15 protein-coding genes and 1 pseudogene are annotated in these 21,301 nt (G+C 53.8%); 6 read left to right on the top strand and 10 right to left on the bottom strand.

Annotation, left to right across the window (positions count from 1 at the left end):
* Positions 1-82 precede the first annotated feature (82 nt).
* The 6 genes from ACSZPU_RS10090 to rpsU all read right to left on the bottom strand — a co-directional run bounded on the left by ACSZPU_RS10090 (position 83) and on the right by rpsU (position 8,732).
* Positions 83-1,759, bottom strand: coding sequence for a polysaccharide biosynthesis/export family protein (locus tag ACSZPU_RS10090; protein WP_498998155.1), 1,677 nt, complete (start codon positions 1,757-1,759; stop codon positions 83-85).
* 34 nt (positions 1,760-1,793) lie between these two features.
* Positions 1,794-2,945, bottom strand: coding sequence for a KpsE/RkpR family capsule polysaccharide export protein (locus tag ACSZPU_RS10085; protein ID WP_498998153.1), 1,152 nt, complete (start codon positions 2,943-2,945; stop codon positions 1,794-1,796).
* A 75-nt stretch (positions 2,946-3,020) separates the two neighbouring features.
* Positions 3,021-3,989 carry a KpsF/GutQ family sugar-phosphate isomerase gene (locus tag ACSZPU_RS10080; protein ID WP_498998151.1) on the bottom strand — a complete coding sequence of 323 codons (969 nt, stop codon included), beginning with the start codon at positions 3,987-3,989 and terminating at the stop codon, positions 3,021-3,023.
* Positions 3,990-4,659: 670 nt separating this feature from the next.
* Entirely contained in the window at positions 4,660-6,498 is a 1,839-nt protein-coding gene (gene rpoD, locus ACSZPU_RS10075) for an RNA polymerase sigma factor RpoD (RefSeq protein ID WP_498998149.1), read from the bottom strand.
* 158 nt (positions 6,499-6,656) lie between these two features.
* Positions 6,657-8,402: a DNA primase gene (gene dnaG, locus ACSZPU_RS10070; RefSeq protein WP_498998147.1), complete on the bottom strand. Its 1,746-nt coding sequence runs from the start codon at positions 8,400-8,402 to the stop codon at positions 6,657-6,659.
* Between the two features lie 114 nt (positions 8,403-8,516).
* Positions 8,517-8,732 carry a 30S ribosomal protein S21 gene (gene rpsU, locus ACSZPU_RS10065; protein ID WP_001144069.1) on the bottom strand — a complete coding sequence of 72 codons (216 nt, stop codon included), beginning with the start codon at positions 8,730-8,732 and terminating at the stop codon, positions 8,517-8,519.
* A 239-nt stretch (positions 8,733-8,971) separates the two neighbouring features.
* Here rpsU and tsaD point away from each other — a divergent pair, with 239 nt between their 5' ends.
* Entirely contained in the window at positions 8,972-9,994 is a 1,023-nt protein-coding gene (gene tsaD, locus ACSZPU_RS10060; protein WP_498998145.1) for a tRNA (adenosine(37)-N6)-threonylcarbamoyltransferase complex transferase subunit TsaD, read from the top strand.
* A 116-nt stretch (positions 9,995-10,110) separates the two neighbouring features.
* Here tsaD and plsY read toward each other — a convergent pair whose 3' ends face one another.
* The gene (plsY, locus tag ACSZPU_RS10055; RefSeq protein ID WP_498998142.1) at positions 10,111-10,731 is read right to left on the bottom strand and encodes a glycerol-3-phosphate 1-O-acyltransferase PlsY; all 621 of its coding nucleotides are present in this window, start codon (positions 10,729-10,731) and stop codon (positions 10,111-10,113) included.
* 107 nt (positions 10,732-10,838) lie between these two features.
* Between plsY and folB the strand changes: the two genes are divergently transcribed.
* Both folB and bacA read left to right on the top strand, forming a co-directional pair.
* Positions 10,839-11,207, top strand: coding sequence for a bifunctional dihydroneopterin aldolase/7,8-dihydroneopterin epimerase (gene folB, locus ACSZPU_RS10050; protein WP_079497094.1), 369 nt, complete (start codon positions 10,839-10,841; stop codon positions 11,205-11,207).
* A gap of 107 nt (positions 11,208-11,314) precedes the next feature.
* Complete coding sequence (gene bacA / locus ACSZPU_RS10045; RefSeq protein ID WP_498998139.1) at positions 11,315-12,133, top strand: undecaprenyl-diphosphate phosphatase; 819 nt, start codon at positions 11,315-11,317, stop codon at positions 12,131-12,133.
* An 11-nt stretch (positions 12,134-12,144) separates the two neighbouring features.
* Here bacA and ACSZPU_RS10040 read toward each other — a convergent pair whose 3' ends face one another.
* Together ACSZPU_RS10040 and ACSZPU_RS10035 are read right to left on the bottom strand one after the other, a co-directional pair.
* Positions 12,145-13,386, bottom strand: coding sequence for a multifunctional CCA addition/repair protein (locus tag ACSZPU_RS10040; RefSeq protein WP_498998137.1), 1,242 nt, complete (start codon positions 13,384-13,386; stop codon positions 12,145-12,147).
* Between the two features lie 116 nt (positions 13,387-13,502).
* Positions 13,503-14,123: a TIGR04211 family SH3 domain-containing protein gene (locus ACSZPU_RS10035; RefSeq protein WP_498998134.1), complete on the bottom strand. Its 621-nt coding sequence runs from the start codon at positions 14,121-14,123 to the stop codon at positions 13,503-13,505.
* Positions 14,124-14,362: 239 nt separating this feature from the next.
* On the opposite strand from ACSZPU_RS10035, the gene ACSZPU_RS10030 reads away from it, so the two are divergent.
* From ACSZPU_RS10030 to hldE, 3 genes are read left to right on the top strand one after another with little or no spacing between them, the layout of a single operon-like run.
* The gene (locus tag ACSZPU_RS10030) at positions 14,363-15,664 is read left to right on the top strand and encodes a CYTH domain-containing protein (RefSeq protein ID WP_498998132.1); all 1,302 of its coding nucleotides are present in this window, start codon (positions 14,363-14,365) and stop codon (positions 15,662-15,664) included.
* 21 nt (positions 15,665-15,685) lie between these two features.
* Positions 15,686-18,538: a bifunctional [glutamate--ammonia ligase]-adenylyl-L-tyrosine phosphorylase/[glutamate--ammonia-ligase] adenylyltransferase gene (glnE, locus tag ACSZPU_RS10025; protein WP_498998129.1), complete on the top strand. Its 2,853-nt coding sequence runs from the start codon at positions 15,686-15,688 to the stop codon at positions 18,536-18,538.
* Positions 18,539-18,584: 46 nt separating this feature from the next.
* Complete coding sequence (hldE, locus tag ACSZPU_RS10020; RefSeq protein ID WP_498998127.1) at positions 18,585-20,018, top strand: bifunctional D-glycero-beta-D-manno-heptose-7-phosphate kinase/D-glycero-beta-D-manno-heptose 1-phosphate adenylyltransferase HldE; 1,434 nt, start codon at positions 18,585-18,587, stop codon at positions 20,016-20,018.
* Positions 20,019-20,126: 108 nt separating this feature from the next.
* Here hldE and ACSZPU_RS10015 read toward each other — a convergent pair.
* Positions 20,127-21,236 (bottom strand): annotated as a pseudogene (locus ACSZPU_RS10015) (flotillin family protein); the annotation flags it as partial.
* Positions 21,237-21,301: the final 65 nt, after the last annotated feature.

Below are 21,301 nucleotides of genomic sequence, written 5' to 3'. Positions count from 1 at the left end.
CGATTAAAAAAAGAAAAACGCGTCAGGGCGTTTTGTTTCGCTTTCCCCGGAGCACCGGGGAAAGCATCTGCGGCTCAGCCGATTAGATTGTCAGCACCACTTTGGCTGCAACGGCCAACTGGTAAAGAATAGTCGAAATGCCACGCGTAACTTCGATGTTTTTCGATTCGTACTTCGGCAGAACCATGATTTCATCACCCGGTTGCAGTTTTCCTGCATCGTCAGCGTCAACCGACTCGCCGTTCTGGTGGATCACGATAATTTTCGAGTTGCCGGATTTCTGCGTCAGACCGCCACATTTTTTGATGTAGTCATCCGCATCCATCCCGTCCTGCCAGCTGACGGCGTTCGGGAACAGCACTTCCCCGTGCACCATAACCAGCGAGGTTTTTTCCGGGATCATGATGACGTCGCCATCTTCCAGCAGTACCGAGTCGATGTTGCTCTCGCTAAGCACCACCTGCCCTTTAGGCACCACTGCACGCGCTTTAGTGACGAAACGGCTGACCAACTGGGCTTCCTGCATACGCAAGCGCGCTTCTTCCTGCGTTGAGGACTGGGCAGAGAGGGAGGCTTCTTCCAGTTTCTGCAGCGAGAGATCTAACATCTCTTTCTGGCGAGTCGCAACCGATGTTCTGTAAAGCTGAATAGCTTTCATCTGTGACATGCTGTTCGGGCGAATTTGCGACAAGACCTGACGCATGGTTGCACCGTATGGCAACACCACGGCATGTTCGCCAGAGTGTGCGCCATCAATGCGTACCTGGATAGTGCCTGCATAGCGGTCGGAACTCACAATAAGGCGATCGCCATCCTGCAAGGAACGACCCGCAGCGGAGCTGAGCGGGTAGTACTCGCTACGCTTCATTGTGCCCTGCTGGCGAACAATGGTCATGTGCGTCGCACCTGGTTTTGGGCGTGCCCAGCTGAGTGCCTCAGTGACAGGAATGGAGCTGTTGGCAAATTCGAAGTCGTAGCTGTTGAAGACGTCGCCTTCCACACTGAACGTGTGCTGACGCGGGCCGACAACGATAGTATCGCCATCAATAAACTGGGACAGACCCAACTGACCGTTCAGCAGGAAGTCATACAGGTTCACGCGGGAGATAACCGACTTGCCGCGTTTGACGATGATATCAACGTAGCTACCGCGTTCGCTGTCGACGCCACCCGCTTTACTCAGGTAAGAGAGCAGGGAGTCAGATGCCACGCCGCCATACAGGCCAGGGCTACGGACATAGCCGGTCACAAAGACTTTCACCGGCTGGGCCTGCAGCAAAGAGGCATAGACGTTGACGTTCGAGGTATAGACCTCTTTGATTTTGTTGGTGACCGTATTGTTCAACTGCGCATTGGTCATGCCGGAAACTTTCAGCGGCCCAATGTTTGGCAGGAAAATATTGCCTTTCGGGTCCACGGTCAGCGCGCCGTCGTACTGGAATGCACCCCACAGGCGAATCTGGATAGTATCGCCAAGGCCAATAACGTAGCCAGGGTTAAAGCCCAGGCCTGCGCCTGATGCGGCACTGATGGAGGTAAACAGCTGCGCACCAAACATCCGGCTGGGCAGGGCCGCTGCGACCGGTGGCGGTGTGTTATCAAAACCCGATGCTTCCTGCGTTTCTTCTGTTTTACCAGAGATAATCGACGGCAGCGGTGCAGCCCCTGTCAAATTCGGATCGGCGGTAATGCCAGTCGGGCCAGCCGCGTATGCCGCCTGGCAGACCAGAAGGAGCAGTGCCGATTTTAATAATTTCATGTTCAACTCTGTAAAATTCACTGTGCGTCCAAAATTAGTCTTTGTGATCTTCAATCACAGCCAGCAGCAACTTGATGGTGCCGAACAGCAGGCAGCACACCAAAAGCCAGCTTGCCAACAGGTAGCCGATACTCGGGAAACTGGATTCTTCCGGCAGCTGCGGTGAGCTGATTACCGACAACACTTTGAGCTTGCGTGCCGTTTCCAGACGTGTTTTTTCAATGGCTTTGATTGCCATTGTGTAGATTTCGGTATCGAACGTGACACGCGCTTTGATTTCGTCAAAATCGGCCGCCATGCTGTTGAGTTTCTTATCGCCCGGCGCGGTGATTTTGCTCTGCTCAGCGTCAATTTGTGACTGCAGTGCTTTTATCGAGTTACGCAAGCTGATCACCTGAGGTGCATCTTCGCGCAGGTAACTCAGCAAATTGCGCTGCTCAGCTTCCAGTTCAACCTTCTTACCCTGCAATGTCATCACCAGCGATGTGGCAGCCGTTGCAGAGGCTTCGGGGTCGAGAATATTGTTTTGATTCTGGTAGGTCAGTAATTCTGCTTTGCTTTTATCAAGACGAATGCGCGCTTGCTGCAATTCTTCCTGGGCAAAATTCAGCTGGTCACGCGCAATTTTATGCGAGAGTTCGTTAATAAAACGCTCTGATTCTTTCAGGACCGCTTTATTAAATTGCTGTGAAAATTCCGGGGTAAAACCCTGAGTCTGAATTGTTAGCAAGCCTGTTTTATCATCAAATACCACTGAGACACGGTCCCGGTAATAATTCAGAAACTGCTCTGATGTTGTGTCTTTAGGCAGATGATAAATAAAGTCCAGCCCGCTTTTGCTCCATGCCTCACGGAAATTGAGCTGCTTATCAAGCGTTTTCAGCATATCTGCTGAGTTGATGTACTCTTTCAGATACAGCGAGTCTTCTGTTGAGCTGGGGTTGGATGCGCCAAGTAGCAAACCCACGTTCAGGCTTGAGCCTTCGATATCACTCGGGCGTTTTACCGCGACCTTGGATTCGCTCATGTAGCGAGGTTGACTGAAAATCACCAGATAGATGATGAGCAGCGCCATCGGGGCACCAATAACAATCCAGGCAAGGCGCTGCTGGATCCAGGCAAGATTAAATTTGGCCGTACGCGCGCGTAACGAGGAAGCCAGCAACTTTATTTTGTGTGTAGACATGTCACTTTCACGTTATTCCCCCCGGCGGAACCCGCTGAGGGGATGACTTATTTTTCTGTATAAACAGGCGTGGATTTAGTCGAAAATTCTAACCAAACCAATTACATCCTGAGTGCTATCTGTAATGAGCAGGGTCGAGATGCGGTGTTTTGTCATCTTCTCTTCTGCATCGATAATCATGGTGTCTTGCGGCATGGTAATCGGATTGCGTGTCATCATGTCTGCGGCTGTGCCGTTGACGAACTCTTCGCATTTTTCCATATAACGACGCAGATCGCCGTCGGTAATGATACCCGCCAGCTTGCCGTTTGCTTTTACTACTACCATTCCCTGGCAGCCGCTGGTCAGTTCCTGAATGATCTGCCGGAATGTGGCATTAATATCTACTGACGGCACGTGTGACTGCATAACGTCAACGGCGCGAGTCAGCAGGCGTCGGCCTAACGAGCCCCCCGGATGGTAACGGGCAAAGTCATCCGGTTTGAAGTGACGCTTGTGAATCAGCGCAATCGCCAGTGCATCGCCAATCGCCATTGTCAGCGTTGTGGAGGTCGTCGGTGCCAGATTGTTCGGGCAAGTTTCACTGGTCATGTTCAGCTCAAGGGTGGCATCCGCGTGTTTTGCCAGCGTTGAGTGCGCATTATTAGTGATGGCAATGATTTTATTGCCAAAATTCTTTAATGAAGGCACCAGTTTCAGGACTTCATCGGTTTCACCGCTGGCAGAGATCAGGATCAGCACGTCGTATGGGGTGATCATCCCCAGGTCGCCGTGGAAAGCTTCTGCCGGGTGAATAAAAAAGCTTGGGGTACCGGTTGAGGCGAGGGTGGCGGACATTTTGCGCCCAACATGCCCGGATTTGCCCATGCCGGAGACAATCAGATGACCTTTACAGCCAACAATCAATCTTAATGCTGTGCTGTACTCTTCTGCATCGATTACTTCTGCCAGATGGCGGAGGGCATCACCTTGCTCCGTCAACGTGCTGCGAACACTGCTAATCAGCGTCTGCTCTTCTGTTTCCGTCTTCAAGTTAAAATCCATCTTCTTTCCTGTTGGTAATCTCTACGTGACGGTATCCAGAACACATTAACAGGCGCACCGTCACCGCAACTGATGGGATACATGCCACTCAGCCGCCAGCCGTTTTTAGAAATGCAAAAAATACCCTTTCACCGTGCGGTGGCTTTTGCGGGGTACATTTGAAACTTGCGAATTCGAGGACTGTTTTTTATTTTCCTGCTTTTTAGCACAAGCGACACTTATACACAACCTCAACGAGTTTGGCGGTACCAGAATTAATATACCCAGAATACTTCGAGTTGCAGGAGCCAGTAAACCCAAGTTAATCGTAGGGATAGATTGTTTAAGCACTACCATCCTGCATCTTGAAGTTACTTGGGTATAGCTTGTACACAAAACCGTATGGTGATAGCGACAGAGGAAAGTTCTGTATATCTCATTTCCGAAAGTTGAGAACAATTATTCTCAATTTCTCTTTAATAATTACAAGTACTTAATAATTTAATATCCTGGCGAAGATTATCATTTATTTCATCAGCACAATATCGCTTATATATTCGTGATAATAATATATTTAGATGAATATGAAATAATTTGCAATTGCAACTAATTTGAACTTTTAATCTATCCCGGCTAAAAAAAACGCCACCCAGGACGGTGGCGTCTGATATGGCGTAAAGGTGCGGGCGAATTAATCGTCCAGGAAGCTACGCAGAACCTCAGAACGGCTTGGGTGACGCAGCTTACGCAGCGCCTTCGCTTCGATCTGACGGATACGTTCGCGGGTAACGTCGAACTGTTTACCCACTTCTTCCAGCGTGTGGTCTGTATTCATATCGATGCCGAAACGCATACGCAGCACTTTCGCTTCACGGGCGGTCAGGCCAGCGAGCACGTCGTGGGTGGCAGCACGCAGGCTCTCGGTAGTGGCAGAATCCAGCGGCAGCTCGAGGGTGGTATCCTCGATGAAATCACCCAGATGCGAATCTTCATCGTCGCCGATCGGCGTTTCCATGGAGATAGGCTCTTTGGCAATTTTCAGCACTTTACGAATTTTGTCTTCCGGCATCAGCATGCGCTCGGCCAGTTCTTCCGGCGTCGGCTCACGACCCATCTCTTGCAGCATCTGGCGAGAAATACGGTTGAGTTTGTTGATAGTCTCAATCATATGCACCGGAATACGGATGGTACGCGCCTGATCCGCGATAGAGCGGGTGATGGCCTGACGGATCCACCAGGTTGCGTAGGTGGAGAACTTGTAACCACGGCGGTATTCGAACTTGTCTACCGCTTTCATCAGACCGATGTTGCCTTCCTGAATCAGATCCAGGAACTGCAGACCACGGTTGGTGTATTTCTTGGCGATAGATATAACCAGACGCAAGTTCGCTTCAACCATCTCTTTTTTCGCACGGCGGGCTTTCGCTTCACCGATGGACATACGACGGTTGATATCTTTTACCTGCTCGATGGTCAGGCCGGTTTCTTCTTCAATCTGCTGCAGTTTCTGTAGGCCGCGCTGAACGTCTTCTGACACTTCATGCAGTTTTTCAGACCACGGCTTGTTCATCGCCAGCGCTGCGTTGAACCAGGTTTCGTTGGTTTCATTGCCGGTAAACAGCGTAATGAAGTTTTTCTTCGGCATTTTGCACTGTTCAACGCACAGCTTCATGATGATGCGTTCCTGGGTACGCACACGGTCCATCATGGTACGCATGTTGTTTACCAGGTAGTCGAACTGCTTCGGTACCAGACGGAACTGTTTGAAGACTTCGGACAACTGCAGAATTTCGGCGGCGGCATCAGCGTGGCTGCGGCCTTTCGCTTTGATAGTGTCACGGGCTTTTTCGTACTGCGTGCGCAACTCAGCGAATTTCTCACGGGCCAGCTCAGGGTCGATGCTGTTGTCATCTTCCTCTTCTTCTTCATCCTCGTCTTCGTCTTCGTCGTCATCCATCTCTTCCTGAGAGAGTTCAGAACCGACGTGAGTCGCCGTAGGTGCCAGATCTTCTTCCGCATTCGGGTCGACGAAACCGGTGATCAGGTCAGACAGACGCGCTTCTTCAGCTTCAACGCGATCATACTGTTCAAGCAAGTAAGTAATGGCTTCTGGATACTCGGCGACGGAGCACTGAACCTGGTTGATCCCGTCTTCGATGCGCTTAGCGATGTCAATTTCGCCTTCGCGGGTCAACAGTTCAACGGTACCCATTTCGCGCATGTACATACGCACCGGGTCCGTGGTGCGACCGATTTCAGATTCAACACTGGAAAGAACCTGTGCAGCTGCTTCTTCTGCATCTTCATCAGTATTGTTAGAGGTTTCGGCAAGCAGTAGATCATCGGCATCCGGTGCTTCTTCCATCACCTGAATGCCCATGTCGTTGATCATTTGGATGATGTCTTCGATCTGATCGGAGTCGACGATATCTTCCGGCAGATGGTCATTGACCTCGGCATAGGTCAGATAGCCTTGCTCCTTACCACGTTGGACAAGAAGTTTCAGCTGTGACTGCGGGTTTTGCTCCATAAGACGGTATCCACACTTAATTCAAGAGGGTTGGTGTCGGTCAGCGAAATAAAACCGCCAACTTGGTGTAACGAGGGCTTACTTATATTTTTGCCGCTGCCTCTCAGTGCGGCTGTCGGGCGCTTCCCGAACGATTATCGGCACTTAAGCCGTTGAATTTACTTTTTCGCCAGTTCCTGGTTTAATTGCCAGAGTTCCCGGCGTTCTTCGCTGCTTAAACCATGTGTGCGGTCGCGAGCTATCAACTCTTCCTGCCGCCGTTCAAGCATCGAATCAAACATATGGTTGAGCGCATCGGTGAACGTTTTTTCTGCAATATCCTTATCTGCTATATCGTCCCACGTGGCCAGTTTTTCAAGGGTCGTGGCTTCTTTTGTGCCACGATACTGCTCCAGCAGTTGCCCGGTCGTCAGGCCAGGCTGTGACAAACAAGTGTTGACCAGTTCTGCAAATAAGCCAAGTCCGCGCATTTTTGAATCATCCAGACCTGCCAGCGATGGCACCAGAGGCGCCAGTTCCGGACTCTGCACCAGCAGTCCTATCAGTATACGCATGGTTGTGCGTTTTAGCTGAGGACCGGGGCGCGGCGTGGCATTTTCCGCCTGTTTTGGCATTAAACGATCAAGCTGCGCGTCGTCAAAGATACCAATTTTATTGCCCAGTAACTGCCTGAGCTGGATACGTAACGTTTCACCCGGAACCTGGGAAATCAGCGGCAGCGCCAGCGCGGCAAGCTGCGTTGTTCCATCCGGCGTGGTTAAGTCCGCCTGCGGCAGTAAACTGTTGAACAGAAACGTGGAGAGCGGCATTGCCTGCTCCATCCGCGCTTCAAACGCCTCTTTGCCTTCTTTACGTACCAGCGTATCCGGGTCTTCGCCGTCTGGCAGGAACATAAAGCGTAGCTGACGTCCGTCATTCATGTACGGAAGCGCGGTTTCCAGCGCACGCCATGCGGCATCACGGCCTGCACGGTCTCCGTCATAACAACAAATGACGTTTTTCGTTACCCGAAACAGCATCTGAATATGGTCTGCTGTGGTCGAGGTGCCGAGTGACGCAACGGCATAGTTAATGCCGTACTGCGCCAGCGCAACCACATCCATGTAACCTTCTACGACTAAAAGTCGCTGCGGCTCATCGTTGTCCTGCTGCGCTTCATAAAGCCCGTATAACTGACGGCCTTTATGGAAAATGTCGGTTTCCGGCGAGTTGAGGTACTTGGGCGTATCGTTGCCCAAAACGCGTCCCCCAAATCCCATCACGCGTCCACGCTTATCGCGGATGGGGAACATCACCCGTTCGCGAAAGCGATCGTAACTGCGTCCCTGATCGTTAGTGACTAGCATGCCCGCATCAATCAATGATTGACGATTTTCCTGATTTCCACCAAAACGCTTTAAAACGTTGTCCCAGCCGGGAGGGGCATAACCAATCGCAAAACGGGCGATGACTTCGCTGCTTAAACCGCGTCTTTCCAGATACTGGCGCGCCGGTTCAGCCGCAGAGAGCGTCAGGGATTGCTGATAAAACGCATTCAGGCCATCCATCAATTGATAGAGACTTTGCCGCTGGTGGCGCTCTATCTGACTTGGCCCGCTGCCTGCTTCATAGGGCACTTCCAGGTTATGCATGGCGGCCAGCTCTTCGACGGTTTCCACGAACTCGAGCTTGTCGTAGTTCATCAGAAAGTCGATTGCGTTGCCGTGCGCCCCACAGCCGAAGCAGTGATAAAACTGTTTTTCACCGTTTACGGTGAAGGAAGGACTTTTTTCGTTATGGAATGGACAGCATGCGTGCCAGTTCTTGCCCTGCTTTTTCAGCTTCACCCGTGCATCGATCAGGTCGATGATGTCGGTGCGAGCCAGCAGGTCATTGATAAAAACACGTGGGATTCGTCCAGCCATATGCCCCATTCATTTTTAGCAATTCATAAACGAAAATAAGCCGCGCATTCCTTTCGGAAGCACGGCCTTACAACTACAACTCGGTCTGAATTGAGAGCTTAGCTCTCGGACGACTTAGTACAGACGAGTGCGGCGTGCGTTTTCGCGAGCCAGTTTCTTCGCGTGACGTTTCACAGCAGAAGCTTTAGCGCGTTTACGTTCGGTAGTCGGTTTTTCATAGAACTCACGACGACGAACTTCCGCCAGAACACCTGCTTTCTCGCATGAACGTTTGAAGCGACGCAGTGCTACGTCGAACGGCTCGTTTTCACGTACTTTAATTACCGGCATGTAACTCTCACCTTTAATAAATTCGGTTTGCCGCTGGCATCAACGCCAGCTTATTTCAAAATGGTGCGGAATTTTACTTCAACAGCTGCTGCTTTGTAAAGCACCACTACCGTTTTTGAAAAGGGACTTTTGTAAGGGGGAGGAGTATACACGAACTCTTTTCAAGGGGAGAGTAAAGTTTTACATCAAGGCCCATTCGACCTACACTGCGCGGCATTGAAGCGAGGTAAAGAACAGCCATGCGTGTACTGGGAATTGAAACATCCTGCGATGAAACCGGCATCGCTATTTACGACGACAAGAACGGCCTTTTAGCCAACCAACTGTATAGTCAGGTAAAACTGCATGCCGACTACGGCGGCGTCGTGCCGGAGCTGGCCTCCCGCGACCACGTGCGTAAAACTGTACCGTTGATTCAGGCGGCGCTGAAAGAGGCCGGTTTGACGGCAAAAGATATCGATGCGGTTGCCTATACCGCAGGTCCTGGCCTCGTTGGCGCGCTTTTAGTCGGCGCAACGGTCGGCCGTTCGCTGGCGTTCGCGTGGGATGTGCCGGCCATTGCCGTACACCATATGGAAGGGCATCTGCTGGCACCGATGCTGGAAGATAACCCGCCGCAATACCCTTTCGTGGCGCTGCTGGTCTCCGGCGGTCACACTCAGCTGATTAGCGTGACGGGGATTGGTGAGTACGAATTGCTCGGCGAATCCATTGATGATGCCGCCGGTGAGGCGTTCGACAAAACGGCGAAGCTGCTGGGTCTTGATTATCCTGGCGGTCCTATGCTGTCGAAGCTGGCGTCGCAGGGTGCAGAAGGGCGTTTTGTCTTCCCGCGTCCGATGACCGACCGTCCGGGGCTGGATTTCAGCTTCTCCGGCCTGAAAACCTTCGCGGCGAATACTATCCGCAATAATGGTAATGACGATCAGACCCGTGCCGATATCGCCCGTGCATTTGAAGATGCGGTGGTGGATACGCTGATGATCAAATGCAAGCGTGCGCTGGACCAAACCGGATTTACCCGTCTGGTTATGGCGGGGGGCGTTAGCGCAAACCGTACGCTTCGCGCAAAACTGGCGGAGATGATGCAAAAGCGCCGTGGCGAAGTGTTCTATGCGCGTCTGGAGTTCTGTACTGATAACGGCGCGATGATTGCCTATGCCGGAATGGTGCGCCTGAAAGCAGGTGGCGTTGCTGGCCTGGGCGTGACGGTACGTCCACGCTGGCCGCTGGCGGAGCTTCCCGCCGCGCAGCAGGCATAATCGTAATTAAAAAGGGCAACGCGATGTTGCCCTTTTTGATGCTTATTCAATGGATTACAGCATAGGCTGCACTGAGCTTTGTCAGGCAGAAAACCGTCCGGGAAATATCCGGGCCTTCATGCTGACTTATCGGTCTCTTTTTTCTTTTTTAACTTGTGCCAGATTTTTGTCTCCTGACGACGCCATAACCGCTGAATATTGTCGTGGTGACGTATCAGGATCAGGCAGGAGAGCATCGCTACCGGGAAAGTGAACTGGGGCTTAAACCACCAGACATAGAACGGCGCAATCAGGGCGCTGACAATCGCACCCAGCGAAGAGTAACCGCTAAGCAGTACGGTCAGCAGCCAGGTTCCCGCCATCACGCCGGTTAAATCCCAGCCAATGGGCGCAATCGCGCCAAACGCGGTCGCAACGCCCTTGCCGCCCTGAAAATGGAAAAAAACAGGCCAGATGTGCCCGATGCAGGCGGCGATGGCAATAAGTCCAAGCCAGAAGGGGGTAACGCCCAGCGCATAGGCTCCCCAAACCGGCAACATGCCTTTCAGCACGTCGAAAATCAGTACCGTTACGGCTGCTCCTTTGCCGCCAATTCTTAACACGTTGGTCGCCCCGGGGTTGCCGGAGCCACTCGCGCGCGGGTCAGGCAGACCGGCGATGCGGCAGACCAGAATGGCGCTGGATATTGAGCCGCAGAGGTACGCGAGGATGATCATTCCAGGCGCGATTGCACTCATAACGCTGTTCCATTGTGAAAATGTCGTTTTATTCTCTGCATCAGTGGATAATACGCACAAATTGTGGAAAGTGGTATCCGGGTTAGCCAAAAAGCAGGCGGGGCGTGATGGACATTGTATTTATAGAGCAACTTTCGGTAATCACCACTATCGGTGTGTATGACTGGGAACAGACGATCGAGCAAAAGCTGGTGTTCGATATCGAAATGGCATGGGATAACCGACAGGCGGCGAAAAGCGACGATGTTAACGACTGTTTGAGCTATGCGGACATTGCAGAAACCGTCATTGCGCATGTCGAGGGAAGCCGTTTTGCGCTGGTGGAACGTGTAGCCGAGGAGGTGGCGGATTTATTGCTGAGCCGTTTTAACTCACCGTGGGTGCGTATCAAACTGAGCAAGCCTGGGGCCGTGGCCCGCGCGGCTAATGTCGGCGTAATCATTGAGCGTGGCAATAATCTGAAAAAAATTATTTAAATTCATAATCGTTAAACCAAACGCTAGTCTTCTGGTCATACGTCATGGTCATACGCGGCTTCCCTGATGGGTGAGCCGTTTTTTATGTCTGTTTAGGGGTTTATTTGATGAGCGATATGCACTCGCTGCTGGTGGCAGCCATATTGGGTGTTGTCGAAGGACTGACGGAGTTTTTACCTGTTTCCAGTACAGGCCACATGATTCTTGTGGGGCATTTGCTGGGGTTTGAGGGAGAAACCGCAAATACCTTTGAAGTTGTGATTCAGTTAGGTTCGATTCTTGCGGTTGTGGTGATGTTCTGGCGTCGCCTGTTTGGTTTAATTGGTATCCATTTTGGTCGTCCCACTCATGAAGGCACAGGCACGGGTCGCCTGACGCTCATTCATATCCTGCTGGGCATGATTCCTGCCGTTGTGCTGGGACTTGTTTTCCACGATGTCATCAAATCCCTCTTCAACCCGCGCAACGTGATGTATGCGCTGGTGGTGGGCGGGGTGCTGCTGATTGCTGCTGAATGCCTTAAGCCCAAAGTGCCGCGTGCAGAGGGTGTCGACGATATCACTTATCGTCAGGCGTTTATGATTGGCTGCTTCCAGTGTCTGGCGCTGTGGCCGGGATTCTCCCGCTCGGGTGCGACGATTTCTGGCGGTATGCTGATGGGCGTGAGCCGTTATGCGGCCTCGGAGTTCTCATTCCTGTTGGCGGTGCCAATGATGATGGGCGCCACCGCGCTGGATCTGTATAAAAGCCTGAAGTTTTTGACCGTGGGCGACATTCCGACGTTTGCTGTCGGCTTCGTGATGGCGTTCATTGTCGCTCTCATCGCGATTAAAACCTTCCTGGAACTGATTAAACGTATCTCGTTTATTCCGTTCGCGATTTATCGCTTCATTGTCGCCGCAGCGGTCTACTTTATCTTTATCTGACGACTGTGCCCTCAGTCTTTCGGCTGAGGGCAGCGCTGTTCTTTCCAGTGGGCAACGGCCTGAATACGACGGCGAGTCAGTTCTTCACGCACTTCAACACCCTGGAAACCTGCTTCAACGACCGCTTTGCTCGACACCGCTTTGGCGACATTCCAGGCTTCGCGCAGCAGACGTCCCTGCGGGTAATCGCACGCTTCAAATCCTGCGCGCCCGCGCACGTCCGCCTCGCTGGTTAAGGCGATTTGCTCAACACGCTGGGGCTTACGCCAGGCGTCAATCGAATCGAACAGTTTGACGATGGTTTTTGGCTGCAGGATCGGGAAGGTATGGATCAGGTCGTGGAATTCCGCCACCAGTTTGGCCAGGTCACGGATCTCATTCGGTACGCGAAATCGCTGACAGACGCCCTCAACCAGTTTGACCCCTGCCGGGCCATGCCCATGATGACGAGGCCAAAGCTCCGGTGGCGTTAACCCTTTGCCCAGATCGTGGCAGAGGGTGGCAAAACGCACGTCCACCTCAGGGCTGAGCATGGCCGCCATGGTTACTGTCATCAGAGTATGGATGCCGGTATCGATTTCAGGGTGCCATTTTGCCGGGGCCGGTACGCCAAACAGGACGTCCACTTCCGGGAACAGCACTTTCAGCGCACCGCAGTCGCGCAGTACCTGGAAAAAGACCTGTGGATTACGGCTTTTAAGCGCGTTTTCCGTCTCTTTCCATACGCGTTCCGGCATCAGATGTGCCAGTTCGCCAGCGGTGGTCATCTCGCGCATTAGCGCCATGGTCTCATCAGCAATACGGAAGCTCAGGTGGGCATAGCGGGCGGCAAAACGCGCCACGCGCAGAACACGCAAAGGATCTTCGGCAAACGCGGGGGAAACATGGCGCAGCAGGCGACGATGCAGATCGCTCTGGCCGCCATAGGGATCGATAATGCTGCCGTTGTCGTCCTGGGCAAGGGCGTTGACGGTTAAGTCGCGGCGCAGCAGATCCTGCTCAAGCGTGACATCCGGTGCGGCATAGCAGGTAAAGCCGGTATAACCGAAGCCTGATTTTCGTTCGGTACGGGCAAGGGCGTACTCTTCGCGGCTTTGCGGGTGGAGAAACACGGGAAAATCGCGACCTACCTGCTGGTAGCCCGCGTCGAGCATTTCTGCTGGCGTGGCGCCAACCACCACCCAATCTTTGTCTTTGACCGGCAGTCCCAGTAACGCATCGCGAACTGCACCACCGACCAGATAACTCTTCACGCCGCCTGACTCCTCACATCTGTGACTTTTTCTTCAACCTGCCTCGCAGCAATTGAGACAGGTTCTCATTTTAGCCGACAGATAATACGTAAGTGTAGAGAAGATGGCTAATCAGCTTAGTTCATCCAGCGATCTTTGCGTTTACGGCGCGGGATCAGATGCGGCAGAACCAGGCCCAGGAACAGACCTGCACCCAACACGCCGCCGCCATACATAAACCACTGCATGATGATGGTGCGCTGTTTGTCGTCAAGCTGCAGATTGGCGGCGTTCACTTTCTTCTGCGCCACGATAAGCTCGTTTTTGAGCTTCTGATTTTCTTCTTTCAGGCTGTTGATGACCCCGTCGCTACCGGCCACTTTTTGCTGCATATCCGCCGTGCGCTGGTTCCAGGTATTGTCGATATTGTTGAGCTTATCGGTCAGGGTCTTTACCTGGTTTTCCAGTTCAGGCACGCGCGTGCGCAGGCTGGGCTGAGTATTGAGTTCTTTGAGCGGGATCCAGACCGTACGGCCATTGCTGTCACGTATCTGAGCGTAGTTAGACGCTTCATTGGTCTGCAACAGTTCGACTTCCTCGCCAGCATTCACCGTACCCAGGAGGCGATAGTTATCACCCGGGCCACTGCGAACCCAGGTGTTCAATTCATCAGAGACGTAACGTTTTTCTTCGGCATGGGCCAATGTGGAAACGCTAAGCGCAAATAAGGTCATTCCAATCAGGCGTAATTTAAGCATCAGGCAGTCGTTATTATCTTTAAACGTGAATAAAAACAGTGCCAACAGTCTGACGACAGCTGGCAGGCGGCATCAATCGGAATCATCCGGGTCGAACAAAAGCACATAAGTGAACTTTTACACCCACAAGATCGCGCATTGCATGGCAATCTGACACAAAATACTATCTACTGACAAACATCTGGCGCGTTAGTTCGCCGAAATTTTCACTGATGTGACATAACCATAAGTGCAAAGCCATGGCTCAGGAAATCGAATTAAAATTTTACGTTCATCCGGACAGCGTTGAAACGCTCCGTCATCACCTTCATTCACTAACCGACGAACACGTCGCGTCCACTCAGTTACTCAACATCTATTACGAAACAGCGGACAACTGGCTGCGTCGTCATGATATGGGTCTGCGTATTCGCGGCTTCGACGGTCAGTACGAAATGACGATGAAAATCGCTGGCCGCGTCGTCGGCGGGTTACATCAGCGTCCTGAATACAATATAGCGCTGGATAAGCCGGCGCTGGATCTGGCCCGCTTCCCGCAGGAAGTCTGGCCAGACGGCGTGTTGCCAGACGATCTTCAGGCACAGGTACAGCCGCTATTCAGCACCGACTTCTACCGGGAGAAATGGCTGGTTAATGCAGGTGAAAGCCGTATTGAGATTGGCCTGGATCTCGGTGAAGTCAAAGCCGGAGAACATGCAGAACCGCTCTGTGAGCTTGAGCTGGAACTGCTTAGCGGCGATCCGGCGGATATCCTCAAAGTGGCGCGCCAGCTAGTGACCCTGTCGGGGCTGCGCCAGGGGAGCCTGAGCAAGGCCGCGCGCGGCTACCATCTGGCGCAGGGCAATACGGATCGCCAGTGTCACCCGACACCGGTTCTCAAGGTTCAACCGAAAGCGTCCACCGAGCAGGCCTTCGCCGCCGCGCTGGAATTGGGACTTTCGCAGTGGCAGTACCACGAAGAGCTATGGGTCCGCGGTGAGGGCAAAGCGAAGGCGGACGTGCAGTCTGCTATTGCGCTGATTCGCCATACCCTGATGCTGTTTGGCGGTATCGTGCCGCGTAAAGCGAGCGCCCATCTGCGTGATTTGCTGACCCAGGCGGAAGCGACGCTGACTTCTGATGTTTCTGCGGCGACGGCAGCCTGGAGCGCAGAAGCGGCAACGGCGAAGTTACTGCTGACCGAATGGCTGGTTTCCCAGGGCTGGCGTACCTTTTTGGATGACAAAGCGCAGGATAAATTTGCCGGTTCCTTCAAGCGCTTTGCCGACACACATTTATCACGCTGTGCCGCTGAACTCAAAAGCACCTTCGCCCATCCGCTGGGCGACAGCTATCGCGATCAACTGCCTCGTCTGACGCGTGAGATCGACAGCGTGCTGCTGCTTGCTGGTTATTACGATGCGGCGCAGGCCAACGCCTGGCTGGAAAACTGGCAGGGATTGCTCCACGCCATTGAGACGCGCCAGCGCATTGAAATCGAACATTTCCGTAACGAAGCAATCTGTCAGCTGCCTTTCTGGCTGCACAGTGGGAAACGCTAACCCGGTCAAGGATACCTCCTGATGATGCCGCACTCTCCACAGTTACAGCAGCACTGGCAAACCGTGCTGGCGCGTTTGCCTGAATCGTTCAGCGAAAAGCCGTTTAGCGAACAGGCGCAGTTAGTGCTTACTTTCAGCGATTTTGTGCAGGATAGCCTTATCGCGCATCCTGACTGGCTGGCCGAGCTTGAAAGCGCGCCGCCGCAGGCGGATGAGTGGCTGACCTATGCCGACGCTTTACGCCAGGCGCTGGAAACGGTGACGGATGAGGCATCATTAATGCGCGCGCTGCGCCTGTTCCGCCGTCGCACGATGGTGCGTATTGCCTGGGCGCAGTCGCTGTCGCTGGTGGCTGAGCAGGACACGCTGCAGCAGCTTAGTGTTCTGGCGGAGACCCTGATTGTTGGCGCCCGTGACTGGCTGTATGAGGCCTGTTGTAAAGAGTGGGGCACGCCGTGCAATCAGCAGGGGGAAGCGCAGCCGTTACTGATTCTTGGTATGGGCAAACTGGGCGGCGGAGAGCTGAACTTTTCGTCCGATATCGATCTGATTTTTGCCTGGCCGGAAAACGGCTCAACGCGCGGTGGGCGTCGCGAGCTTGATAATGCCCAGTTCTTTACCCGTCTGGGCCAGCGCCTGATCAAAGTGCTCGATCAGCCGACCCAGGATGGTTTTGTCTATCGCGTGGACATGCGCCTGCGTCCGTTTGGTGACAGCGGCCCGCTGGTGCTGAGTTTTGCCGCGCTGGAAGATTATTATCAGGAGCAGGGGCGCGACTGGGAACGCTATGCGATGGTGAAAGCCCGCATTATGGGCGATAAGGACGATGTTTACGCCAGCGAACTGCGCTCAATGCTGCGACCTTTTGTTTTTCGTCGCTATATCGATTTCAGCGTTATTCAATCGCTGCGCAACATGAAAGGGATGATTGCCCGCGAAGTTCGTCGCCGTGGCCTGAAAGATAACATTAAGCTCGGTGCCGGTGGGATCCGTGAAATCGAGTTTATCGTCCAGGTCTTCCAGTTGATTCGCGGCGGGCGCGAGCCGTCGCTGCAGTCCCGCTCGCTGTTGCCTACGCTTGAGGCTATCGACAAGTTGGGCCTGCTGCCGCCTGGCGATGCATCTTCGCTGCGTGAAGCCTATTTGTATCTGCGCCGTCTGGAAAACCTGCTGCAAAGTATTAACGACGAGCAAACGCAGACGTTACCCGGCGATGAACTCAATCGCGCGCGTCTGGCCTGGGGCATGAGTGTGCCTGACTGGGAAACCCTGACCGCCGAACTGGAAAAGCAGATGTCCACCGTGCGCGGTATGTTCAACGCCCTGATTGGTGATGATGAAGCCGAAGAGCAGGGCGATACGCTTTCCGAACACTGGGGTGAACTATGGCAGGACGCGCTGGAGGAAGATGACAGCACGCCAGCGCTGGGGCATCTCTCTGATGACGATCGCCGCCGCGTGGTGGCGATGATTGCTGATTTTCGCAAAGAGCTGGATAAGCGCACCATTGGCCCGCGTGGCCGCCAGGTGCTTGACCATCTGATGCCGCATCTGTTGAGCGATGTCTGTTCCCGAGCGGATGCGCCTGTGCCGCTGTCACGCGTGATCCCGCTGTTAACGGGAATTGTCACGCGTACCACCTACCTTGAGCTACTTAGCGAATTTCCCGGTGCGCGTAAGCACCTGATTTCACTTTGCGCCGCTTCGCCGATGGTGGCGGGCAAACTGGCACGTTATCCGCTATTACTGGATGAACTTCTCGATCCGAATACGCTTTATCAGCCGACAGCGATGAATGCCTATCGGGACGAATTACGTCAGTATCTGCTGCGTGTGCCGGACGATGATGAAGAGCAGCAACTGGAAGCATTACGCCAGTTTAAACAGGCGCAGATGCTGCGCGTGTCGGCGGCAGACCTTGCCGGTACGCTACCAGTGATGAAAGTGAGCGATCACTTAACCTGGCTGGCAGAGGCGATGATTGATGCGGTTGTTCAGCAGGCGTGGAGCCTGATGGTGTCGCGTTACGGACAACCGAAGCACTTACACGATCGTGAAGGACGCGGGTTTGCGGTGGTGGGTTACGGCAAACTGGGCGGCTGGGAACTGGGCTATAGCTCCGATCTCGATTTGATTTTCCTTCATGACTGCCCGGTGGATGTGATGACGGACGGCGAGCGTGAAATCGACGGCCGCCAGTTTTACCTGCGCCTTGCTCAGCGCGTGATGCACCTGTTCAGTACGCGTACCTCGTCCGGCATTCTGTACGAAGTGGATGCGCGCTTGCGCCCGTCTGGGGCGGCGGGAATGCTGGTGACCTCAACTGAATCCTTCGCCGATTATCAGCGCAATGAAGCCTGGACGTGGGAACATCAGGCGCTGGTCCGCGCCCGCGTCGTCTATGGCGATCCGCAACTCAACGCCCAGTTTGATGCTATCCGCCGCGATATCACCATGACCGTACGTGATGGCACGACATTGCAAACCGACGTACGTGAAATGCGTGAAAAAATGCGCTCCCACTTGAGCAATAAGCACAAGGGTCGCTTTGATATTAAAGCCGATGAAGGCGGTATCACTGATATCGAATTTATCACCCAGTATCTGGTGCTGCGCTATGCCCACGCAAAGCCAAAGCTGACGCGCTGGTCGGACAATGTCCGCATTCTGGAAGGGCTGGCGCAAAACGGCATCATGGACGAGCAGGAAGCGCAGGCGCTGACTACCGCCTATACAACGCTGCGTGATGAGTTGCACCATCTGGCACTGCAGGAACTGCCGGGCCATGTGCCGGAGTCATGCTTCGTCGCCGAACGGGCGATGGTGCGTGCCTGCTGGAACAAGTGGTTGGTGGAGCCGTGCGAGGACGCGTAAGTGTGCTATTATCGCGCGCAAATTTTGTATCTCTCAGGAGACAGGAATGAAAGTAACGCTGCCAGAGTTTAATCAAGCGGGTGTGCTGGTCGTAGGCGATGTCATGCTGGATCGCTACTGGTACGGTCCAACCAGCCGTATTTCGCCGGAAGCACCGGTGCCAGTGGTCAAAGTTGAGACCATTGAAGAGCGCCCGGGCGGTGCGGCGAACGTGGCGATGAACATCGCCTCTCTGGGTGCGGGTGCGCGTCTGGTCGGGTTGACCGGTATTGATGATGCGGCGCGTGCGCTGAGCAAAACGCTGGCGGACGTTAACGTAAAATGCGACTTCGTTTCTGTTCCTACTCACCCCACCATTACCAAATTGCGCGTACTGTCGCGTAATCAGCAGCTGATTCGCCTCGATTTCGAAGAAGGCTTTGGCGGCGTGGATCCTGAACCGTTGCATGAGCGTATTAATCAGGCGCTGAGCAGTATTGGTGCGCTGGTGCTGTCAGATTATGCCAAAGGGGCGCTGGCGAGCATTCAGCAGATGATCAAACTGGCGCGTGATGCGGGTGTGCCGGTGTTGATCGACCCGAAAGGGACGGATTTTGAACGCTACCGCGGTGCGACCCTGCTGACGCCGAATCTCTCCGAATTTGAAGCCGTTGCTGGCAAGTGCAAAAACGAAGACGAGATCGTCGAGCGTGGCATGAAGCTGATTGCGGATTTCGACCTGACCGCGCTGCTGGTGACCCGTTCTGAGCAGGGGATGACGCTGCTGCAACCGGGTAAAGCGCCGCTGCATATGCCAACGCAGGCACAGGAAGTGTACGACGTGACCGGTGCGGGTGACACGGTGATTGGCGTGCTGGCAGCTACGCTTGCCGCGGGTAATTCGCTGGAAGAAGCGTGTTTCTTCGCGAACGCGGCTGCGGGTGTGGTTGTCGGTAAGCTGGGTACCTCCACCGTTTCGCCTATCGAGCTGGAAAACGCGGTACGCGGGCGTTCGGAGACAGGCTTTGGCGTGATGACCGAAGAAGAACTGCTCGACGCCGTGGCGGCAGCACGCAAACGTGGCGAAAAAGTGGTGATGACCAACGGGGTGTTCGACATCCTGCACGCGGGCCACGTGTCCTATCTGGCGAATGCCCGCAAGCTCGGCGATCGTCTGATTGTCGCGGTCAACAGCGATGCTTCTACCAAACGCCTGAAAGGGGATTCGCGTCCGGTGAATCCGCTCGAGCAGCGTATGATCGTACTGAGCGCGCTGGAAGCCGTGGACTGGGTGGTCTCGTTTGAAGAAGACACGCCGCAGCGCCTGATTGCCTCCGTTCTGCCGGACAAGCTGGTGAAAGGCGGTGACTACAAACCGGAAGAGATCGCCGGGAGCGAGGAAGTGTGGGCCAACGGCGGCGAAGTGCTGGTGCTCAACTTTGAAGACGGCTGTTCGACCACCAATATCATCAAGAAAATTCAGAAAGACAGCGAGAAGTAATCGCTAGTGGACGCCGGATAAAACGCTGGCGCGTTTTATCCGGCCTACAAATTGAGTATGACGTAGGCCGGATAAGGTGTTTACACCGTCATCCGGTGCCTGTCCGATTTATTCTTCAACGGGAACGATGTTTACTTTTTCTGGCACAGTGACAACCGACGGTTCTGGAGTGGTTGCCTCTGCAGGAACATTTACCTCGACCTGTTTCAGCGGCTCAGTCATGGCTGCCAGCGACCCACCGGAAATACCAATTTCATTGAGCAGTGAATCAATCAGTGGTGCCTGCGTGCGATAAGTGAGGGCGGCAGATAACGCCTGTTCTGCCAGATTGCCGCCGTTAACGGTGCCCGCAGTCACATTACCCGCTGCACCACCACGGTTCAGACCATCGACCTGCACAATCTTAATGCCATCAATGGCTTTCATCGGTTCGACGGATTTCTCAATCACCGCTGGCAGAGCCTGCAACAGCGCCAGTTTGAATTTAAGGCTGGTCTGCTCGTCAGAAAGCACGTTGATAGCATCGTTCAGCGCACGCTGCGCTTCGGCTTCGGCCAGACCTTTTTTCCGCGTTGCTTCCGCCAGTTCTACGATGGCGGCCGCCTGCAATTCTGCGGCTTCTTTCTCGGCTTTGGCGCGTACTGTCAATTCAACTGCTTTGGTTTCTGCATCCTGGGCTGCGGCAATCAGCGCGACCTGTTTTGCACGATCTGCCTCTGCGGTCTGGCGCGTGGTTTCAACGTTTTGCTGAGCACGAACGGCTTCCGCCAGCGCATCGTTGGCGCGCGCTTCGGCCTGGGACTGCTGCTCTGACTTGGCGGCAATGGCGATGGATTTCGTCTGGTTGGCAATCTCCGTCACCTGCTGCTGTTCGATCTCTTTAATGCGAACTTCACGCTCGGCTTCCACTTTTCTGGAGCGCACCGCCTGCTCGCGTTCGATTTCTGCTTCCTGTATCTGGCGATCGGCGAGAATGCGTGTTTGCTCGGCTTCACGACGACGCTCTGCTTCGAAGGCGGCGATTTTGGCGTTCTGCTCGGCGGTGCGGGTTTTCACCTGCTGTTCCTGCTCAAGCGTCATAAAGGATTCCTGCTGCTCGATCTCCAGCTTGCGAGCCAGCGCATCGCGGTTTTTCTCACGTACCGCCACTTCTATATCCTGCTCGACTTCGTTACGTTCGCGACGACGACGTTCTGTTTCTTGGGTCAGCTTAGATAGTGTCGTCACAAGATTTTAGCCCAGAGAGCGATGCATCTGATCTGGACGGCAGCGAGAAATGAGGC

This window comes from Phytobacter sp. V69 (genome assembly GCF_965644215.1).
In the GTDB taxonomy this organism is placed as follows: Bacteria; Pseudomonadota; Gammaproteobacteria; order Enterobacterales; family Enterobacteriaceae; genus Phytobacter.
Note: the sequence above shows the minus strand (reverse complement) of the source record. Positions and strands in the feature narration are given on the sequence as shown.

What these genes read in the sequence shown, in the direction of transcription:
- folB (WP_079497094.1), top strand. Translation starts at nt 10,839, where the DNA reads ATGGACATTGTATTTATAGAGCAACTTTCGGTAATCACCACTATCGGT.
- glnE (WP_498998129.1), top strand. Translation starts at nt 15,686, where the DNA reads ATGATGCCGCACTCTCCACAGTTACAGCAGCACTGGCAAACCGTGCTG.
- ACSZPU_RS10085 (WP_498998153.1), bottom strand. Translation starts at nt 2,945, where the DNA reads ATGTCTACACACAAAATAAAGTTGCTGGCTTCCTCGTTACGCGCGCGT.
- rpsU (WP_001144069.1), bottom strand. Translation starts at nt 8,732, where the DNA reads ATGCCGGTAATTAAAGTACGTGAAAACGAGCCGTTCGACGTAGCACTG.
- dnaG (WP_498998147.1), bottom strand. Translation starts at nt 8,402, where the DNA reads ATGGCTGGACGAATCCCACGTGTTTTTATCAATGACCTGCTGGCTCGC.
- ACSZPU_RS10080 (WP_498998151.1), bottom strand. Translation starts at nt 3,989, where the DNA reads ATGGATTTTAACTTGAAGACGGAAACAGAAGAGCAGACGCTGATTAGC.
- ACSZPU_RS10090 (WP_498998155.1), bottom strand. Translation starts at nt 1,759, where the DNA reads ATGAAATTATTAAAATCGGCACTGCTCCTTCTGGTCTGCCAGGCGGCA.
- ACSZPU_RS10030 (WP_498998132.1), top strand. Translation starts at nt 14,363, where the DNA reads ATGGCTCAGGAAATCGAATTAAAATTTTACGTTCATCCGGACAGCGTT.
- plsY (WP_498998142.1), bottom strand. Translation starts at nt 10,731, where the DNA reads ATGAGTGCAATCGCGCCTGGAATGATCATCCTCGCGTACCTCTGCGGC.
- rpoD (WP_498998149.1), bottom strand. Translation starts at nt 6,498, where the DNA reads ATGGAGCAAAACCCGCAGTCACAGCTGAAACTTCTTGTCCAACGTGGT.
- tsaD (WP_498998145.1), top strand. Translation starts at nt 8,972, where the DNA reads ATGCGTGTACTGGGAATTGAAACATCCTGCGATGAAACCGGCATCGCT.
- bacA (WP_498998139.1), top strand. Translation starts at nt 11,315, where the DNA reads ATGAGCGATATGCACTCGCTGCTGGTGGCAGCCATATTGGGTGTTGTC.
- ACSZPU_RS10035 (WP_498998134.1), bottom strand. Translation starts at nt 14,123, where the DNA reads ATGCTTAAATTACGCCTGATTGGAATGACCTTATTTGCGCTTAGCGTT.
- hldE (WP_498998127.1), top strand. Translation starts at nt 18,585, where the DNA reads ATGAAAGTAACGCTGCCAGAGTTTAATCAAGCGGGTGTGCTGGTCGTA.